Source organism: Alkalibacterium sp. s-m-28 (genome assembly GCF_054658175.1).
This window is the reverse complement of the sequence record NZ_BAAGIQ010000055.1, coordinates 1-15,462: the sequence shown is the minus strand read 5'-3', so window position 1 is coordinate 15,462 and position 15,462 is coordinate 1. Positions and strand designations below refer to the sequence as shown.

Annotated in this window: 13 protein-coding genes; 11 read left to right on the top strand and 2 right to left on the bottom strand. The window is 42.6% G+C overall.

Going from position 1 to position 15,462, the window contains the following annotated elements; genetic code table 11:
* Positions 1 to 414: 414 nt before the first annotated feature.
* The 7 genes from mreB to ACYQ4S_RS08160 all read left to right on the top strand — a co-directional run bounded on the left by mreB (position 415) and on the right by ACYQ4S_RS08160 (position 8,133).
* Positions 415 to 1,407, top strand: coding sequence for a rod shape-determining protein MreB (mreB, locus tag ACYQ4S_RS08190; protein WP_346024145.1), 993 nt, complete (start codon positions 415 to 417; stop codon positions 1,405 to 1,407).
* Between the two features lie 48 nt (positions 1,408 to 1,455).
* Positions 1,456 to 1,644: a DNA-directed RNA polymerase subunit beta gene (locus ACYQ4S_RS08185; RefSeq protein ID WP_091265989.1), complete on the top strand. Its 189-nt coding sequence runs from the start codon at positions 1,456 to 1,458 to the stop codon at positions 1,642 to 1,644.
* A gap of 128 nt (positions 1,645 to 1,772) precedes the next feature.
* Positions 1,773 to 2,117, top strand: a complete 345-nt coding sequence (locus ACYQ4S_RS08180) for a single-stranded DNA-binding protein (RefSeq protein ID WP_346024144.1) — start codon at positions 1,773 to 1,775, stop codon at positions 2,115 to 2,117.
* A gap of 201 nt (positions 2,118 to 2,318) precedes the next feature.
* A complete protein-coding gene (locus ACYQ4S_RS08175; protein ID WP_346024143.1) occupies positions 2,319 to 3,026 on the top strand; it encodes a response regulator transcription factor in 708 nt (235 codons plus the stop codon).
* On the top strand, positions 3,004 to 4,458 hold the full coding sequence (locus tag ACYQ4S_RS08170) for an ATP-binding protein (protein ID WP_459770487.1): 1,455 nt from the start codon (positions 3,004 to 3,006) through the stop codon (positions 4,456 to 4,458). The genes ACYQ4S_RS08175 and ACYQ4S_RS08170 overlap by 23 nt, the downstream gene beginning before the upstream one ends.
* A 216-nt stretch (positions 4,459 to 4,674) precedes the next feature.
* Positions 4,675 to 6,816, top strand: a complete 2,142-nt coding sequence (locus tag ACYQ4S_RS08165; protein WP_459770486.1) for an LTA synthase family protein — start codon at positions 4,675 to 4,677, stop codon at positions 6,814 to 6,816.
* 138 nt (positions 6,817 to 6,954) lie between these two features.
* Entirely contained in the window at positions 6,955 to 8,133 is a 1,179-nt protein-coding gene (locus ACYQ4S_RS08160) for a class I SAM-dependent rRNA methyltransferase (protein WP_459770485.1), read from the top strand.
* Between the two features lie 351 nt (positions 8,134 to 8,484).
* Here the strand turns inward: ACYQ4S_RS08160 and ACYQ4S_RS08155 are convergent, their stop codons facing one another.
* On the bottom strand, positions 8,485 to 9,666 hold the full coding sequence (locus tag ACYQ4S_RS08155) for an IS110 family RNA-guided transposase (protein ID WP_459770489.1): 1,182 nt from the start codon (positions 9,664 to 9,666) through the stop codon (positions 8,485 to 8,487).
* A 327-nt stretch (positions 9,667 to 9,993) separates the two neighbouring features.
* Here ACYQ4S_RS08155 and ACYQ4S_RS08150 point away from each other — a divergent pair, with 327 nt between their 5' ends.
* Genes ACYQ4S_RS08150 through ACYQ4S_RS08135 form a run of 4 tightly spaced genes read left to right on the top strand, consistent with a single transcriptional unit; the run spans position 9,994 to position 13,853 of the window.
* Positions 9,994 to 10,698, top strand: coding sequence for an ABC transporter ATP-binding protein (locus ACYQ4S_RS08150; RefSeq protein WP_459770484.1), 705 nt, complete (start codon positions 9,994 to 9,996; stop codon positions 10,696 to 10,698).
* A gap of 30 nt (positions 10,699 to 10,728) precedes the next feature.
* Positions 10,729 to 10,890 (top strand): hypothetical protein, encoded by a 162-nt coding sequence (locus tag ACYQ4S_RS08145; protein ID WP_346023874.1) that lies wholly within the window; start codon positions 10,729 to 10,731, stop codon positions 10,888 to 10,890.
* A gap of 28 nt (positions 10,891 to 10,918) precedes the next feature.
* Entirely contained in the window at positions 10,919 to 13,486 is a 2,568-nt protein-coding gene (locus ACYQ4S_RS08140; protein WP_459770483.1) for an ABC transporter permease, read from the top strand.
* A gap of 37 nt (positions 13,487 to 13,523) precedes the next feature.
* Positions 13,524 to 13,853 carry a thioredoxin family protein gene (locus ACYQ4S_RS08135; protein ID WP_459770482.1) on the top strand — a complete coding sequence of 110 codons (330 nt, stop codon included), beginning with the start codon at positions 13,524 to 13,526 and terminating at the stop codon, positions 13,851 to 13,853.
* A 457-nt stretch (positions 13,854 to 14,310) separates the two neighbouring features.
* Here ACYQ4S_RS08135 and ACYQ4S_RS08130 read toward each other — a convergent pair whose 3' ends face one another.
* Positions 14,311 to 15,279, bottom strand: a complete 969-nt coding sequence (locus tag ACYQ4S_RS08130) for a Gfo/Idh/MocA family protein (protein WP_346025503.1) — start codon at positions 15,277 to 15,279, stop codon at positions 14,311 to 14,313.
* Positions 15,280 to 15,462: the final 183 nt, after the last annotated feature.

Here is a 15,462-nt window from a genome sequence, read left to right as displayed (position 1 = left end):
GGTTTAGTTTCACTAAACCAACTGGCAGAGTCTGCTTACTTAAGATATTGAACCGCCGTATACGGAACCGTACGTACGGTGGTGTGAGAGGACGGTAAATAAATTAATTATTTACCCCCTACTCGATTGTAAAGCGGAAGTACATCTTTCTGTCCAGGCTACTCGACTTCTCCAGCTTACAGGTTTATCCCAATTATATTTGTCAGGGTCAAAGCCTAAGCAGGCAGTATGGGGATTACTTGTCCAGAATGAATGAGTATAATGTGTTTCTTTTATTACTTTTATTACTACGAATAATTTTCCCAATTTATGGTTGCTCTTTTTTTCTACTTTAAGTATCATAGATAGAGTGAAAACTTTTTTAAAGAATCTCGCATTGTAATACAGCAACTGACAGTTGAGAGGAGACGAACGATGGCTAGAGATATTGGCATCGACTTAGGAACAGCAAATGTGCTGGTGCATGTTAAAGGAAAAGGAATCGTCCTGAACGAACCCTCAGTGGTCGCTCTGGATACAAAAACGAATGAAGTACTCGCGGTGGGAGAAGACGCTTATATGATGGTCGGACGTACACCGGGAAACATTAAAGCAATCCGACCCCTGCAGGGTGGAGTGATTGCAGACTTCGATATAACAGAAGCCATGCTGACATATTTTATTGATAAACTTAATGTGAAAGGGTTTCTATCAAAACCGAATATCCTGATCTGCTGCCCAACAAACATTACAGCAATTGAACAAAAAGCGATCATCGAAGTAGCGGAAAAGAGCGGTGGAAAGAATGTCTATCTTGAAGAAGAGCCTAAAGTTGCGGCTATTGGTGCAGGAATGGATATTTTCCAGCCGAGCGGCAACATGGTCATCGATATCGGTGGAGGAACAAGTGATATTGCAGTCCTTTCTATGGGCGGCATAGTAACCAGCCGTTCCGTAAAAATTGCCGGAGATACTCTGGACAACGATATTACTCAGTATATCAAGAAGAAGCACAATCTTCTGATTGGGGAACGTACGGCAGAGACTGTTAAGAAGGAAATAGGCGTCATATTCGATCATGGTCGCAATGACGAAATGGATGTCAGAGGACGTGACATGGTCACTGGTCTTCCTAGAACGATTACGATCTCATCACTGGAAGTTATGGAAGCTACGAAAGAATCCATGGTCGTCGTTGTCGAGCAGGCAAAATCTGTTCTGGAACAGACCCCACCTGAACTTTCAGCTGACATTATCGACCGGGGCATTATTCTCACCGGTGGCGGAGCCATGCTTGACGGCATTGAACTGCTTTTCGCTGAAGAATTGAAAGTGCCAGTGTTCAAGGCGGAAGATCCATTGGATAGTGTAGCTCTTGGAACAGGAATTCTTCTTGAAAACCTTAAGCAGAGAAATAAACTGTATTAAATATAGTAAGCCGATAAGTCTGGGATGTGAGTATTGGAGTGTTCGCTGATGACGTGGAAAACAATCTTAAAAGACATAGCATTTTATGTAATAAAAGTTCTAGTTGTTCTATTGCTTATAGCAGCCGCTTTTATAGGGGGAGCAATGTTAGGATACAGCGTCATTGGAGGAGCTGGGGATCCTATGGATGTTTTTAATCCGGAACTTTGGCAGCATGTATTAGACTTTATATTCTAATTTTTAGCTGTTTTGACGTTTATCTTCGGGTAAGCGTCTTTTTTTTCGTGACTTTCTGATTCTTTTAACAATATGTAATAGTAGGGAAAGAGAAATCTTTCTACTTTAATTAGAAGAGAGGAAAAAACATGAACGCCATTTCATTGATCGGAAGGCTGACCAAGGATATAGAGTTGAAAGATATTGGGGAAGGACGGCTTGTCACCAGTAATACGTTAGCTGTAAGAAAGACCTACAAGAAAGATGGAAGTAGTGATGCGGACTTTATTCCTTTTGTTGCCTGGGGAAAGCGAGCCGAACTCCTTGAAGAGTATTGTTCAAAAGGAGATCTTATTGCACTGACGGGGCGTATGCAGTCCAGGTCTTATAAAACTGAATCAGAAGATATGAGATATGTCGTTGAAATGCTTGTCGAAGATCTGGAGTTTCTCCAGAAAAAGAGCCCCGACAAAGTTGCTGCTAACCCCAGCTGAATCACTTGAAAAGAAACCGGCAGGATGACTTAGTCATCCTGCCGGTTTCTGCTGTCTAAAAAGCAGTAGGTGATATGAACCAAATTTGACGCCGGGCATGTCATACAAGGAAATTCTTCACTATTTACATTGATTTACATAGAAAATTCAACTATGGTAGGTATAATAACAGGAGCACGTATTATAGAAAGAAGGATTGTTATGCATATTTTAATGGTTGAAGACAATGAATCAGTCTGTGAAATGATCGAAATGTTTTTTCTAAAAGAAGAATGGGAGGCTACCTTTGCTCATAACGGTAAAGAAGGACTTTCACTATTTCAGGAGAATGAAAACAGCTATGATCTTGTCGTTCTTGATCTCATGCTGCCTGAAATGGACGGCATAACAATATGCAGAGAAATAAGAAAACAGTCCAGGACAGTTCCTGTAATTATGCTGACTGCCAAGGACTCGGAAAGTGATGAAGTGATCGGTCTTGAAGTTGGGGCGGATGACTATGTCACTAAACCGTTCAGTCCGCTTACTCTCGTCGCACGCATTAAGTCGCTTCTGCGCAGAGCCAATGTGAATGCCTCCGATTCAGCCAATGCTGAATATGAAATAGAAACAGAGCACTTGAAAATGGACCGGACGACTAGAGAAGTTCTACTATACAATCAAGCTCTGGATAATCTGACACCTAAAGAATTTGACTTGCTTTACACTTTAGCCAACAGCCCAAGACGAGTTTTTTCGCGTGAGCAGCTTCTTCAGCTGGTATGGGATTATGAATACTTCGGAGATGAGCGGACAGTTGATGCACATATAAAGAAATTACGTCAGAAACTGTCGGAGAATGGCCCCCAGGTAATTCAGACTGTATGGGGAGTGGGATATAAATTTGATGATACAAGATCGATCGATTAAGATGAAACTGCCGTACTTCTACCAGCTTTTTCTTGGTTTTCTGGCAGTTATCATTATTTTAATGACTGTGACGGTAGTGTCACTTGTTCATTTTGGACGGAATACTGCGGTGAGAAGCATCGAGACTCGCTTATTTCGTTATGCTGAATCGATTAAAGATGAATCGCTGGAAGGCGATGACCTCAGTACCATTCAGGAGCTCCTTTATGATCAAGGGGTATCGTTTTTTGTTTTTGACGAGACAGGCTCTCTGATTTTTCCACAGCTTCCTCCCGATATGGAGGCGAGAGTGGTTCCCGAAGAAATAGACCGGCTGCGTAGAGGTGAGCGTCTGTCGCTGACTACAAATCAGGAAGACATGCTGGGAAACCCACGTGAAACGGCTCTGATCTATCTTCCTTATTTTGACAATCAGCAGGGAGACTATTCTGGTTTTGTGACAGTTAGTGCACCGGTCAGTCATATTGATGAACAAATGGAAGAACTGGAAGGGAACCTCTTTCAGGCATTTCTGATTTCAACAATATTAGCTGTACTGATAAGCTTTATCTTCGCTCATAATCAGGTTAAGAGGGTAAATCGTTTAAGAAAAGCAGCACATCAGGTAGCTGAAGGCGAGTACAGTATACGTTTGGACCATAAGGAAAGAGACGAAATCGACTATCTCTCAAGAGATTTCAATCGTATGGTCAGCGCGCTCAAGTTATCCCAGGAAGAAGTGAATCGCCAGGAGGAGCGAAGGAAGACATTTATGCAGGATGCGGCTCATGAGATGAGGACCCCCTTGACTACAATCAATGGCCTGCTGGAAGGACTCGAGTATGGGGTTATTCCTGAACAGCAGAAACTGAGAAGTATTCAGCTGATGCGCAAGGAGACACGCCGTCTGATCAGACTGGTCAATGAAAACATGGATTATGAAAATATCCGTTCCAATCGGATTGTTCTGAAAAAGCATTATGTGCCTCTTGGTGATATACTTGAGGAAATTAAGGAACAGATGAAAGAGATAGTTGTGGAATCAACTAACACACTGATAATAAAAGATGTTGAAGGACTTTTTGTATATTCGGACTACGACCGGCTGAAGCAGATACTGGTGAACCTCATAAAGAATGCCATGCAGTTTACTAGTGAAGGAACGATTATTGTCAGTGGAACAAAAACTGACGAAGGAGTCAGTATCAGCATAGAGGATACCGGGATAGGCATGTCTGAGGAAGAGCTGCGCTTTATCTGGGAACGGTACTTCAAAGCGGATTCTTCAAGAGTCAATACGAAGTATGGAGAGTCTGGTCTGGGACTTGCTATTGTTCAGCAGCTTGTCCAGCTTCATCAGGCTAGCATAGATGTTGAAAGTCAACCAGGCGAAGGAACCATCTTCACAGTTCACTTTCCTGATAAAGAGGAAGGGTATAGTGAAGAAGAATGAGAAAAACTTTTGAGAAATTCATTAAATCTTGAGAATATCTGACCTGTAAGGGCTTGTATGGTGGATGGAGTTAAAAGATCGTTCATTTTCATGTAAAGTCCTTTACAGGTCTGATTTTTTGGTCTATATTTATAAGTTGAAAGAGGCGTGTTCAGTACTGAATTAAACTTGTACTAACGGGCCGTCATGTCTAACAGAGATAAAGAAGGGACTTCTATGTCTAAAATAAAACAAATCTTCATGAAACAAACTGATCTATTCAGTGTACTTATCGTTCTATTCTGGCTGAAAACTTATGTTGCCTACCTAATTGAATTTGAACTGGGGGTAACTGGGTGGCTTCAGCATGTCATTTTACTGATCAACCCTTTAGGGCTGGGTATCATTCTCTTTTCGGTGGCACTTTTCAGCAAAAACAAGAAACGTCGTACCTGGATGCTGATGGGGATTCTGCTGGCGGCTACGCTGCTTCTCTATTCAAATATTTTATACTACAGAGAGTTTACTGACTTTCTGACAATGAACATTTTAGTAGGATCCAACAATGTATCTGGGGCACTGATAGCTTCCACGCTGGCCATGATGAGGCCTTGGGATGTTTTGTACTGGATCGATGTCATAGTCTTTTTTGCTGTGATGTATATGGTCAAAAAAGGCCAGCCAGTATTTGGCAGCAGACTGGATATCAGCAGGAAAGCAGCTGGTACACTTCTCCTAGGTATTCTTATGCTCGTCGGAAACCTGATGTTGGCAGAAATCAGTCGACCGCAGCTGCTTACACGGACATTTGACCGGAATTATATTGTTAAATATTTGGGAATCAACTTTTTTACAGGATACGATGTCTATCAAACAGCCAAGAATTCTCATATTAAAGCCAGCGCTGACGAATCTCATCTTGAAGAAATCGTCAGTTATGCAAAAGCTAACCGTGCTGAACCCAATCCTCAATATTTTGGAATGGCAGAAGGCCGTAATATCATTGTGATCGCTATGGAAAGTATTCAGCAGTTTCTGATCGATTATGAGCTGGAAGATGAAAACGGCGAGACACACGAAGTCATGCCTTTTGTAAACAGTCTTTTTAATAGTGAAGAGTCCTTCAGCTTCAGTAATTTCTATCATCAGACTGGTCAGGGAAAATCTTCGGATGCTGAAATTCTCACTGAAACGTCTCTATATGGACTTCCTCAGGGCAGTGCATTTCAGACTCTTGGGTCATCCAATACATTTCATGCAACACCAGGGATACTGAAAAGTAAAGCTAATTATACATCAGCAGCCTTTCACGGCAATGTCGGTTCTTTCTGGAATCGTTCAGATACTTATCGGCAGTTCGGTTATGATTATTTTTTTGATGCCGAATTTTATGATCTGTCAGGAGATCGGGCGCTTGAGTATGGATTGAAAGACAAGCTGTTCTTCAGAGATTCTGTTGAGTATCTTGAGCAGCTTCCACAGCCATTCTACACCAAGTTTCTTACAGTCACACACCATTTCCCTTATCCTCTGGACGACCAGAATTCTGGGTTTCCGATTGCACAGACAGATGATTCTACAGTGAATGACTTCTTTGCCACTGCTAATTATGCTGACGAAGCGATGGAGGAATTTTTCACTTATCTGAAAAAAACAGGGTTATATGAAAACTCTATTTTTGTCATGTATGGGGATCACTACGGTATTTCCAATATGAGAAACCCTCACGTGGCTCCACTTATTGGAAAAGATCCTGAAGAGTGGGGAGAATTTCAGAATGCCGAGATGCAGAAGGTTCCGTTTATACTTCACATTCCTGGAATGGATGAAGGGGAAGTGTTCGACATGCCGAGCGGGCAGATTGATGTGCTGCCAACCCTGCTCCATCTTCTTGGTATAGAAACGGATGATTATCTGTTTATGGGACAGGATCTACTCTCTCCGGGACATGACAGCAGCGTAGCGTTGAGGAATGGACGAGTGATCACAACTGACTACACCTTCATTACTGACCGGATCTACGACAACCAGACTGGGGAAGAATTATCCGAGCAGTTTACTGAAGCAGAACGTCTTGAACTTCTCGCAGAACGAGACCGTGCTCGAATGGAAATGAATCATTCGGACAGACTGATGTCCATGGACTTGCTCAGATTCTATCAGCCTGAAAGTCTGACAAAACTGGATCCACTGGATTATACCTATTCCAATCAGATGGACATTCTTCAGAACCATCCAGAAAAACAGACGAGTGTAATTGAGAAGAACGACGGTCATTCCACACTTGAGCTTTATGAAACAGATGCTCCTGAAATCAGGGAAAAGATGGATTATATCTATCGTCCGAAACCTGGACTGATGGAAAGAATCAGGAACTAATAGAATGAAGAATGATAAGAAGAGAGATGAACAGACTGTTTGTCTCTCTTCTTTTCTTCTCGATTAAACTGTAAGTATCATGTATGGTATAATTATAGAATGAAAGCAACAATGAAAAAGAAATCAAAGGGGCACATTATGAAGAATTTACAAGTAAAAAAACTGGCAGCCAGTCGGATACAAAAAGGGTATCCGGCTTTAGAAGACTATGATTTTAAAGATAAGGACCAAGTTGTAGAAGGCGACTTTGTGAGACTGGTAGACAGCTCCCGCAAGTTTGTCGGGCTTGGCTATATTGGAGACGAGAAAAAAACAGCCGGATGGGTACTGTCTCTAGACGATACTGACAAGCTTGACATATCTTTTTTCGATCGTCAGTTCAGAATTGCACGGAAGAAACGGACCCCATTTTATGCAGATAAACTGACGACTGCTTTCCGATTCTTTAATGGAGAAGGCGATGGAATCGGTGGGATAACGGTAGACTATTATGATGGGTATTATGTCTTTACATGGTACAGCGAAGGGATTTACCAGCATAGAGACATGATTCTGGATGCATTCAGAATGGCTGTGCCCGACTACAAGGGAATCTATGAAAAGCTGCGCTACCCATCAGCTTCATTCAAGTCAAAATTTGTAGACGGAAAACAGGAAGACGAGCCAATGACTATATTAGAGAATGGGATTCGCTACAATGTCTACCTGGATGAAGGATGGATGACAGGGATCTTCCTGGATCAGCGAAATGTCAGAAGAAAAATCATGGAAGATCTGGGTATGGGCCGTAAAGTACTCAACGCCTTCAGTTATACTGGTGCCTTTTCAGTCGCAGCCGCAATGGGAGGTGCATCAAAAACAGTCAATGTTGATGTAGCAAACAGAAGTAAGGGAAGAACTAGAGAACAGTTTGAATTGAATGGGTTGAATCCGGATGATCATGAAATCCGAGTAATGGATGTTTTTGATTATTTTGACTATGCCAAGAAGCATCAACTGCGCTTTGATCTGATTGTTCTTGATCCACCAACTTTTGCCAGAACTAAAAAACGAACGTTCAGCGTAGATAAGGATTATTCTGAACTCGTAAAAGATGCAGTAGAGGTACTGGCTCAGAACGGTGTACTCATTACTTCTACAAATGCCTGGAGCGTCAGTAGAGATGACTTTTTTGAAATGGTCAACGATGCACTGGAAGAGCTTCAAGTAGACGCGTATCTGATGGATGAACATGATCTGCCAGATGACTTTGCCGTCAGCAGAGCGTATCCCGAGGGCCACTATCTTAAAGTGTTTGTGCTTGAACGGACAAACTAAATTAACTATATAAGTGTAGACGTTCTGCAGGTTGACCCGAGAGGATAAACTGCAGGGCGTTTTCTTGTAGTGCAGGAAAGGCTGAGTCTGAGTGATTATCGAGGCTTAACGGTAAAATGAACGGTCCATGTAGTTATGATTTTTTCATGAAAAATTATGTTCTTTAAGCTAACTTATACTAAAGGGCTCTATAGGTATGCTAAAATAGTAGGGCATATGTAGAAAGACTAACTATAAGAAGTCAATAAATAAAAACTAAAATAAAGTAAATTTTGTTGATTTTTCTGAATCATAAATAGTGAACTAGAGAGCATATCAAATAAGCCTAACAGTAGGTAATATTAAAAAGTATTATTGAATTTTATATACTTCATTTTTCTTTAAAACGGCATGGATGATATAACAAAGTTTACGTGAAACGGCACCAATAGCAGTAAGATGATGCTTACCTTCTGATCTCTTTTTCTGGTAAAAAGCTTTTAAAACAGGGTCATGATTTGACGCAACAAGAGCGGCTGAGAACAAGGCTTTTCGCAAGTAAGGTGAACCTCGCTTACTCATGACATTATGGGAGGCTTCAAACTCTCCCGATTGTGTGACAGAGGCATCGAGACCTGCATAGGCTACTAGTTTTTTAGGTGTACTGAAGCGATTGATGTCACCAATTTCGCCTAAAATAGTCGCACCATTGACGTCACCAATACCAGGAACAGTGAGAATAACGGAATCTAACTGTTCCATACGTTGCTTGACCTGTTGGTCAACTGCTTCCACTTGCTTCTCTAGAAACATCAATTGTTCAAGCATAGAGCGGAGCTGGAAAATATAAGCGTCCTGAGCGAAAGTTATTCCAAAGGAATTTGATGCCGCTTGCTTTAATTTATCTGCCTTATCTAAGCGTAGGCGACCACGGCTATTTTTTGATAAAAATTGCATTAATTCTTCTGTTGAAAGAGCGTCAATTACTTCAGGAGATGACAGCTCATATAGCACTTGTTTAGAAGCTTTACCGAATATCCCAGATTTGGGAAAGACGGTCTCATATTCAGGGAACAATTGGTCAATAATCGCAATGATTTTTCGTTTAAAATCGCTAGCTGTTCCTTTTAAATAAGCCCGGTACCGTGCGAGTTGTTTTAATTCAAGAATAGGTTCGTCACTCAAGGCAGACTCGCCAAACGAACCATAACGGATTAAATCAGCAATTAGAACCGAGTCGATAATATCATTTTTTCGTTTTCGAATTTCTGTTCCTTTACGCCAACCATCGGTTTGGATGGGGTTGATGACATGAACAATATATTGATTTGCATCAAGGAATGAAAACAGCGTGAGCCAATAATGACCTGTGGCTTCCATACCGATAGAAAAGTCAGCAGGGTCTGTTGAAAAACGATTGAGATGTCGAAGAAGCTGTTCGCCGCCTTCTTTATTATTCTTAAAAGAAAACCCTTTGAGTAGGATTTCACCAGTGTTAGACATAATAGAAGCTGCGTGTGTACGTTTTCCGATATCAATACCAAGATAAAACATCATTAACACCTACCTGTTTTAAATTTTGGATTGGTAGAGCCACTCATCTGAAAAGCGCCACTGCCTTGTGGTAAATACGGAGTAATATCATAAAGATATTCAACATCTAACTTATACGTGGATTGCTTAACAGAGAGAGGGATCAGTCTTTCGATTACGAGTTCATGGGACCCAAGGAAGAAACGATCAAACCTCTCAATCCATTAAACAAATTATCCCATGAAAGAGATAAAAGAAACAATTGGTTTCTAGGGTCACCCACATAAAAACCGGCACATAAAAACCGGAAGGTTAAAACCCTAAATATAATATACAAGGAAGATCGTGATGACCGCTTATATCAGTGTTAAAGACGAAGTAAAGAAATACAAATCTGGAGAAACAGAAGTGATTGCAAACGACAAAATCACTTTCGATATTGAAAAAAATGAATTTGCTGTAATCGTCGGTCCTAGTGGTGCAGGAAAAACAACTGTTCTAAATATTCTTGGTGGGATGGATGCTGCAGATGGAGGCGAAGTCATTATAGACGGAACCGATATTGTGGGCTTCGACCAGAAACAACTGACAGAATACAGGCGCAACGATGTCGGCTTCATCTTTCAGAATTACAATCTGATTCCTAACCTGACTGCGAAGGAGAATGTTGAATTGGCAGCTGAGATCTCACCTGATGCTCTTGATGCAAAGGAAGTGCTCATAAGTGTCGGACTGGAACATCGGATGGACAACTTTCCGGCTCAGCTATCAGGAGGAGAACAGCAGAGGGTGGCTATTGCCCGGGCCCTAGCTAAGCAGCCTAAGTTGCTTTTATGTGACGAACCCACCGGAGCACTGGACTACGAAACTGGAAAGAAAGTTCTCGACCTTCTCAGCCGTTCAAAAGAAGAATATGGAGCAACGGTTGTCGTCATTACTCATAACCGTGCCATTGCTCCAATGGCTAATCGAGTGATCGACATCAATAATGCTAAAGTCAGAGAAGTCACCATCAATGAACAGCCTCAGTCTGTTGAAAGCATTGAGTGGTAAGCAGATGCCGAATAGAATTGAGGGGATAAGATGAAATATCGAACAGTTTGGAAAGACACTTTAAGAGAAATCTGGCGGACCAAGACCCGCTTTCTGTCTATTTTCGCCATCATTATGCTGGGCGTTGCCTTTTTCGCTGGCTTGAGCGCAACGGGGCCAGTCATGGTCCATACTGCCGGAGACGGTCAATGAAATTGCACTGGATAACACGAACAGCTATTTGGGCGACTATAAAATCGGGGATACAGTTCAGATCGAAGAAGGTACACCGGACGAGTATGAAGAAAATTTTTCTGAAACAACTTTCGAAGTAGTGGGATTTGTCAATCATCCTCGCTATATTGAGCGGATGGAACGTGGCAACACCCAAGTCGGGACAGGTTCTCTGGATGGCTTCGCATTGGTACTGGAAGAAGTGTTTGATATGGAAGTACATACAGACGCCTATTTACTTTTTGAAAACGCACGCGAGTATGATGTGTATTCAGAAGACTATGATCAGTATATTGATGAGCGCACAGAAGAAGTCGAAGCATTGCTAGCAGATCGTCCTTCCGAACGCTATGAGGCACTCGTTGAGGAAATCGAAGAAGAAATCAGTGACGGCTATTATGAAATCGAGGAAGCGCGACAGGAGCTGGAGAATGCCGAGCAAGAACTGGAAGACGCCCGAATTGAAATTGAAGAAGGGGTTGAAGACTACGAAGAAGGACTTGATGAGCTGGAGCAGGAAGAAGCAGACGCCAGAAGAGAAATCGAAGATCAGCGTGCTCAGCTGCAGTCCGCTCTTGCTGAAGTGGAATCAAATAGACAACAGCTTGAAGCAGCTCAGATAGAAGATCCACAGACCTCCACTGAACTTAACGCTCAGGAAGAACAGATCCAGCAAGGACTGGCCGAACTGGAACAGGCAGAACATGAGCTTGATACTGAAATTCAGGAAGCAAGTGCTGAACTGGAAGATGCCCGCGTTGAGCTTGAAGAGGCACAGGAAGAGTATGAAGAGGGGCTTGCCGAGTTCGAAGAAGAACAGGAGAGTGCAGAAGAAGAGATAGCAGAAGCAGAAGCAGACCTGGCAGAAGCCGAAGAGGAGCTTGCTGATCTGGAAGAGCCGGAATACTTTATTCAGGATCGGATGTCCTTTCAGGGCTACGGAGAGTTTGATGAAAATGCAGAACGGATCACAGCAATTGCGCAGATCTTTCCTGTCTTCTTCTTCCTGCTTGCGGCACTGATATCGCTCACAACAATGACTAGAATGGTCGATGAGGGAAGAAATCAGATTGGAACACTAAAAGCTTTAGGTTATGGAAACTTTCCTATTGCGATGAAGTATTTCGTTTATGCCTTTATCGCAACAGTTGCAGGTGGAATTATAGGTCTGCTACTAGGGTACTGGATCTTCCCAACTGTAGTAATGGATGCCTACAGTTCAATGTATAATCTGCCATCCGCAGATACACAGTTCTACTGGAGTTACGCCGTCATTTCAATTACAGGTGCACTCCTTGCAACAGGTTTATCGACACTCGTATCCGTTCGACTATCACTGAGGAGCAACGCAGCTACCTTGTTGAAGCCAAAAGCACCTAAAAAAGGTAAACGGATCTTCCTGGAATACATGCCATTTATCTGGAATCGGTTCACCTTTACTCAAAAGGTTGCGTCGAGAAATCTGTTCAGATATAAGCGTCGCATGCTCATGACTTTATTTGGAGTGGCTGGTGGAACTGCACTGCTTCTTACTGGGTATGGACTTTCCGACTCGATTGGAGATATCGGAGAGATACAGTTTGGAGAAATCAATCTGTACCAGGCTATTGTCTCAGAGAACACTGATGCCAGTGAAATTCAGGTCGAAGAGTATATAGAGACACTTGAATCCTTAGAAGGGCTGGAAGGGCACCTACACGTCAGTCAGGATAATGCCTACGCAGAAAGAGACGGGGAATCTCACGATATCAATCTATTTGTCCCAAGCGAACCGAGTCGGATGGAAGAGTTTGTTGTCCTTCGTGATCTGGATGATGAATCGGTTACCTTTGATTTACCTGAAGAAGGAGCCATCATCACTGACAAACTGGCCGACCTGCTGAATGCTGAGGTCGGAGATATCATTACTGTAGAAACTAATGATTCAGATGTGTTTGATATCGAAGTTGAAGAAATAGTTGAACACTACGTTCAACATTATGTTTATCTGTCACCTTCAGCCTATGAAAAACTCATGGGAGAAGAAGCTGAGTACGATACACGCTTATTGAGGTATGATACAGAGGCAGTCGACGACGATAAGCTGGGACAGCAGCTGACAGCTGAAGATGCTGTTCAAGGTGTGGCATTCGCCGCCGCGATCGAAGACGCGTTCCAGGATTCGATGGATAGTCTGGATGTAGTGACCATTGTCCTGATCGTTTCCGCAGCTTCACTGGCCTTTGTTGTCCTATACAATCTGACAAACATCAACGTTTCTGAACGGATACGCGAACTGTCTACCATTAAAGTGCTCGGGTTCTTTGATAAAGAAGTGACGATGTATGTCTATAGAGAGAATCTGGTGCTCACTGTCTTAGAAATCCTTGCCGGTTTCGGACTAGGATTCATCATGCACCGGTTTGTTCTGCAGACTGCAGAAATCGACATTATGCGTTTCGCAAGACAGATCAGTTTAACCAGTTATCTGTACTCGTTCCTGCTGATGTTCTTCTTCTCAAGCTTGGTCATGCTGGTCATGCACTTTAAGCTGAAAAGAGTGGATATGGTAGAAGCGCTCAAAACACAAGACTGATGCGCACACGTTTATTGAGTGTGGGGGGAGGTAAGCTATGGATGGATTTAAAGAAGCCGAGAGTGTTGGAGAATTAAGGAAGCTGATTGACAATGAAAAACTGGTTTTCGTCTTCCTCTACGGCGAACATTGTTCCGTTTGTCATGGAGTGATGCCTCAGATCAGACCGATGATCGACAGCTATAATGACCTGACGTCTATTCAGGCCGATATCGAAAAGCTCCGCATCTTATCTGGAGAGTTTACAGTCTTTACCGTCCCTGTTGTGCTTCTTTTCCTTGAAGGAAAAGAAGTGCTTCGTATTGCGCGTTTCATACGTACGGAAGAGCTCAAGGACAAGATCGACAGGATACTGGAATCAGTCTAGGTGAATCATTGAGTCATTAGGATTCTTGATTAAAACTGCAATGCTAAAAAATAAGCTTATAACGAACGGCAACAGTACTTTATTCTGAAACGGAAGAGGATAACAGGCCTGTCTCAACAGACAGACTCCGATGTGTTTTCAGATCAGTATTGTCGCCGTTTTTTGTTAGAAAAAGGCTGCAGCGGCAGCCATAATTAAAGGAAGAGACTCGATTTCTCGAGTCGCCACAGCATCTAAGTGAGCGGGTACAAAAGTAAGTATTATTGCTCACTCATATTGAAAAGAGGCGTGGGAGAGTATAAATCAGGAGATTATCGCCCACTCGATTAGAAAAGATGGTTGGACAGGCAATAGCTGTTAGTAAAGCGAGCGCTCGAATGAAGGAATCGATTGAGCGGGAATTAAAGCATAAAAAGAGGAATTCTCGAGAGAATTCCGCATCTTAATTACTTAACGATCAGCTGATCAGCCAGTCCATTTTCCATTCTCGTGCTGCCCAGTCCATCAGTTCGTTGACGTCCTTAGTCAGGTCGATCGACGTCAGATCTTTACCAGTCGATAACGTGTCTGAAAGGTTTTCTATTTCATAAGTCAATGCCCGGCCATGCTCACCGGCCGTTACTTCCTCCGTCTGACCATCTGAATAAGTGATAAGTGCTGAATCAGCTCTTGGATAATTCATGACTGTGATATAAGCTCCTTCGCAGACAATCACACCTTGTTTCGGCATTTTGGAACGGAAGCTGAATGAGACTGTACTCATTTCACCCTCTTTATTACTGAACTGGAAGGAACTGCGCTCATCCACACCACTGTCATGTAATGAGACAGTGGTCCTACGTTCATCAGGCTGGCTGGAAAGGAAATACCTCATGAAGGAAAGAGCATAGACGCCAATATCAAGAAGTGCGCCTCCGCCTAGATCAGGATTAAAGAAGCGGTTTGTCGGGTCATTGGGTTTCAGGCTGCCGAAGAAAGCATGAACCATTTTCAAAGGACCGAATTCTCTTCCAGTAATGCGTTCCTTCAGCTGAGAGAAAATCGGCATATGATAAATCGTCATGGCCTCAGCTACAATGAGATTCTTCTCTTCGGCCAGCGCCAGCACATCGTCGAGTTCGTTCTTAGTCATCGTGATGGCCTTCTCACACAAAATATGTTTATTGGCTTTAAGAAGCATCATCATATTATCATTGTGCAGGCTGTTGGGCGTAGCCAGATAGACAATATCTATTTCAGGGTCATAGGCCAGCTGCTCGTAGCTGCCGTATGCCTTGGGGACCTTGTAGGTACTGGAAAAGTCAAAGGCTTTCTGTAAGGTACGTGAGGCTACAGCAGTAAGTTCCGCTTTGTCTGTATCGAATGACTGGGCGAACTGGTGAGCAATGTCTCCTAATCCGATCATGCCCCATTTTATCTTAGTCATAATTATCCTTCTTTCTGATTGCACATTGATGATAATAGTGTAACAAACTATTCATTGAGTGAACTAGGAAACTCCAAGGAATAATTGGGGGAATAGCTCTTAAATGAGCATACAATTGATTGGTTTTTACAGCACTATTGGATTTATCTCGTCAAACAGGTTTTGGTTTGATGGTCTAGAAAA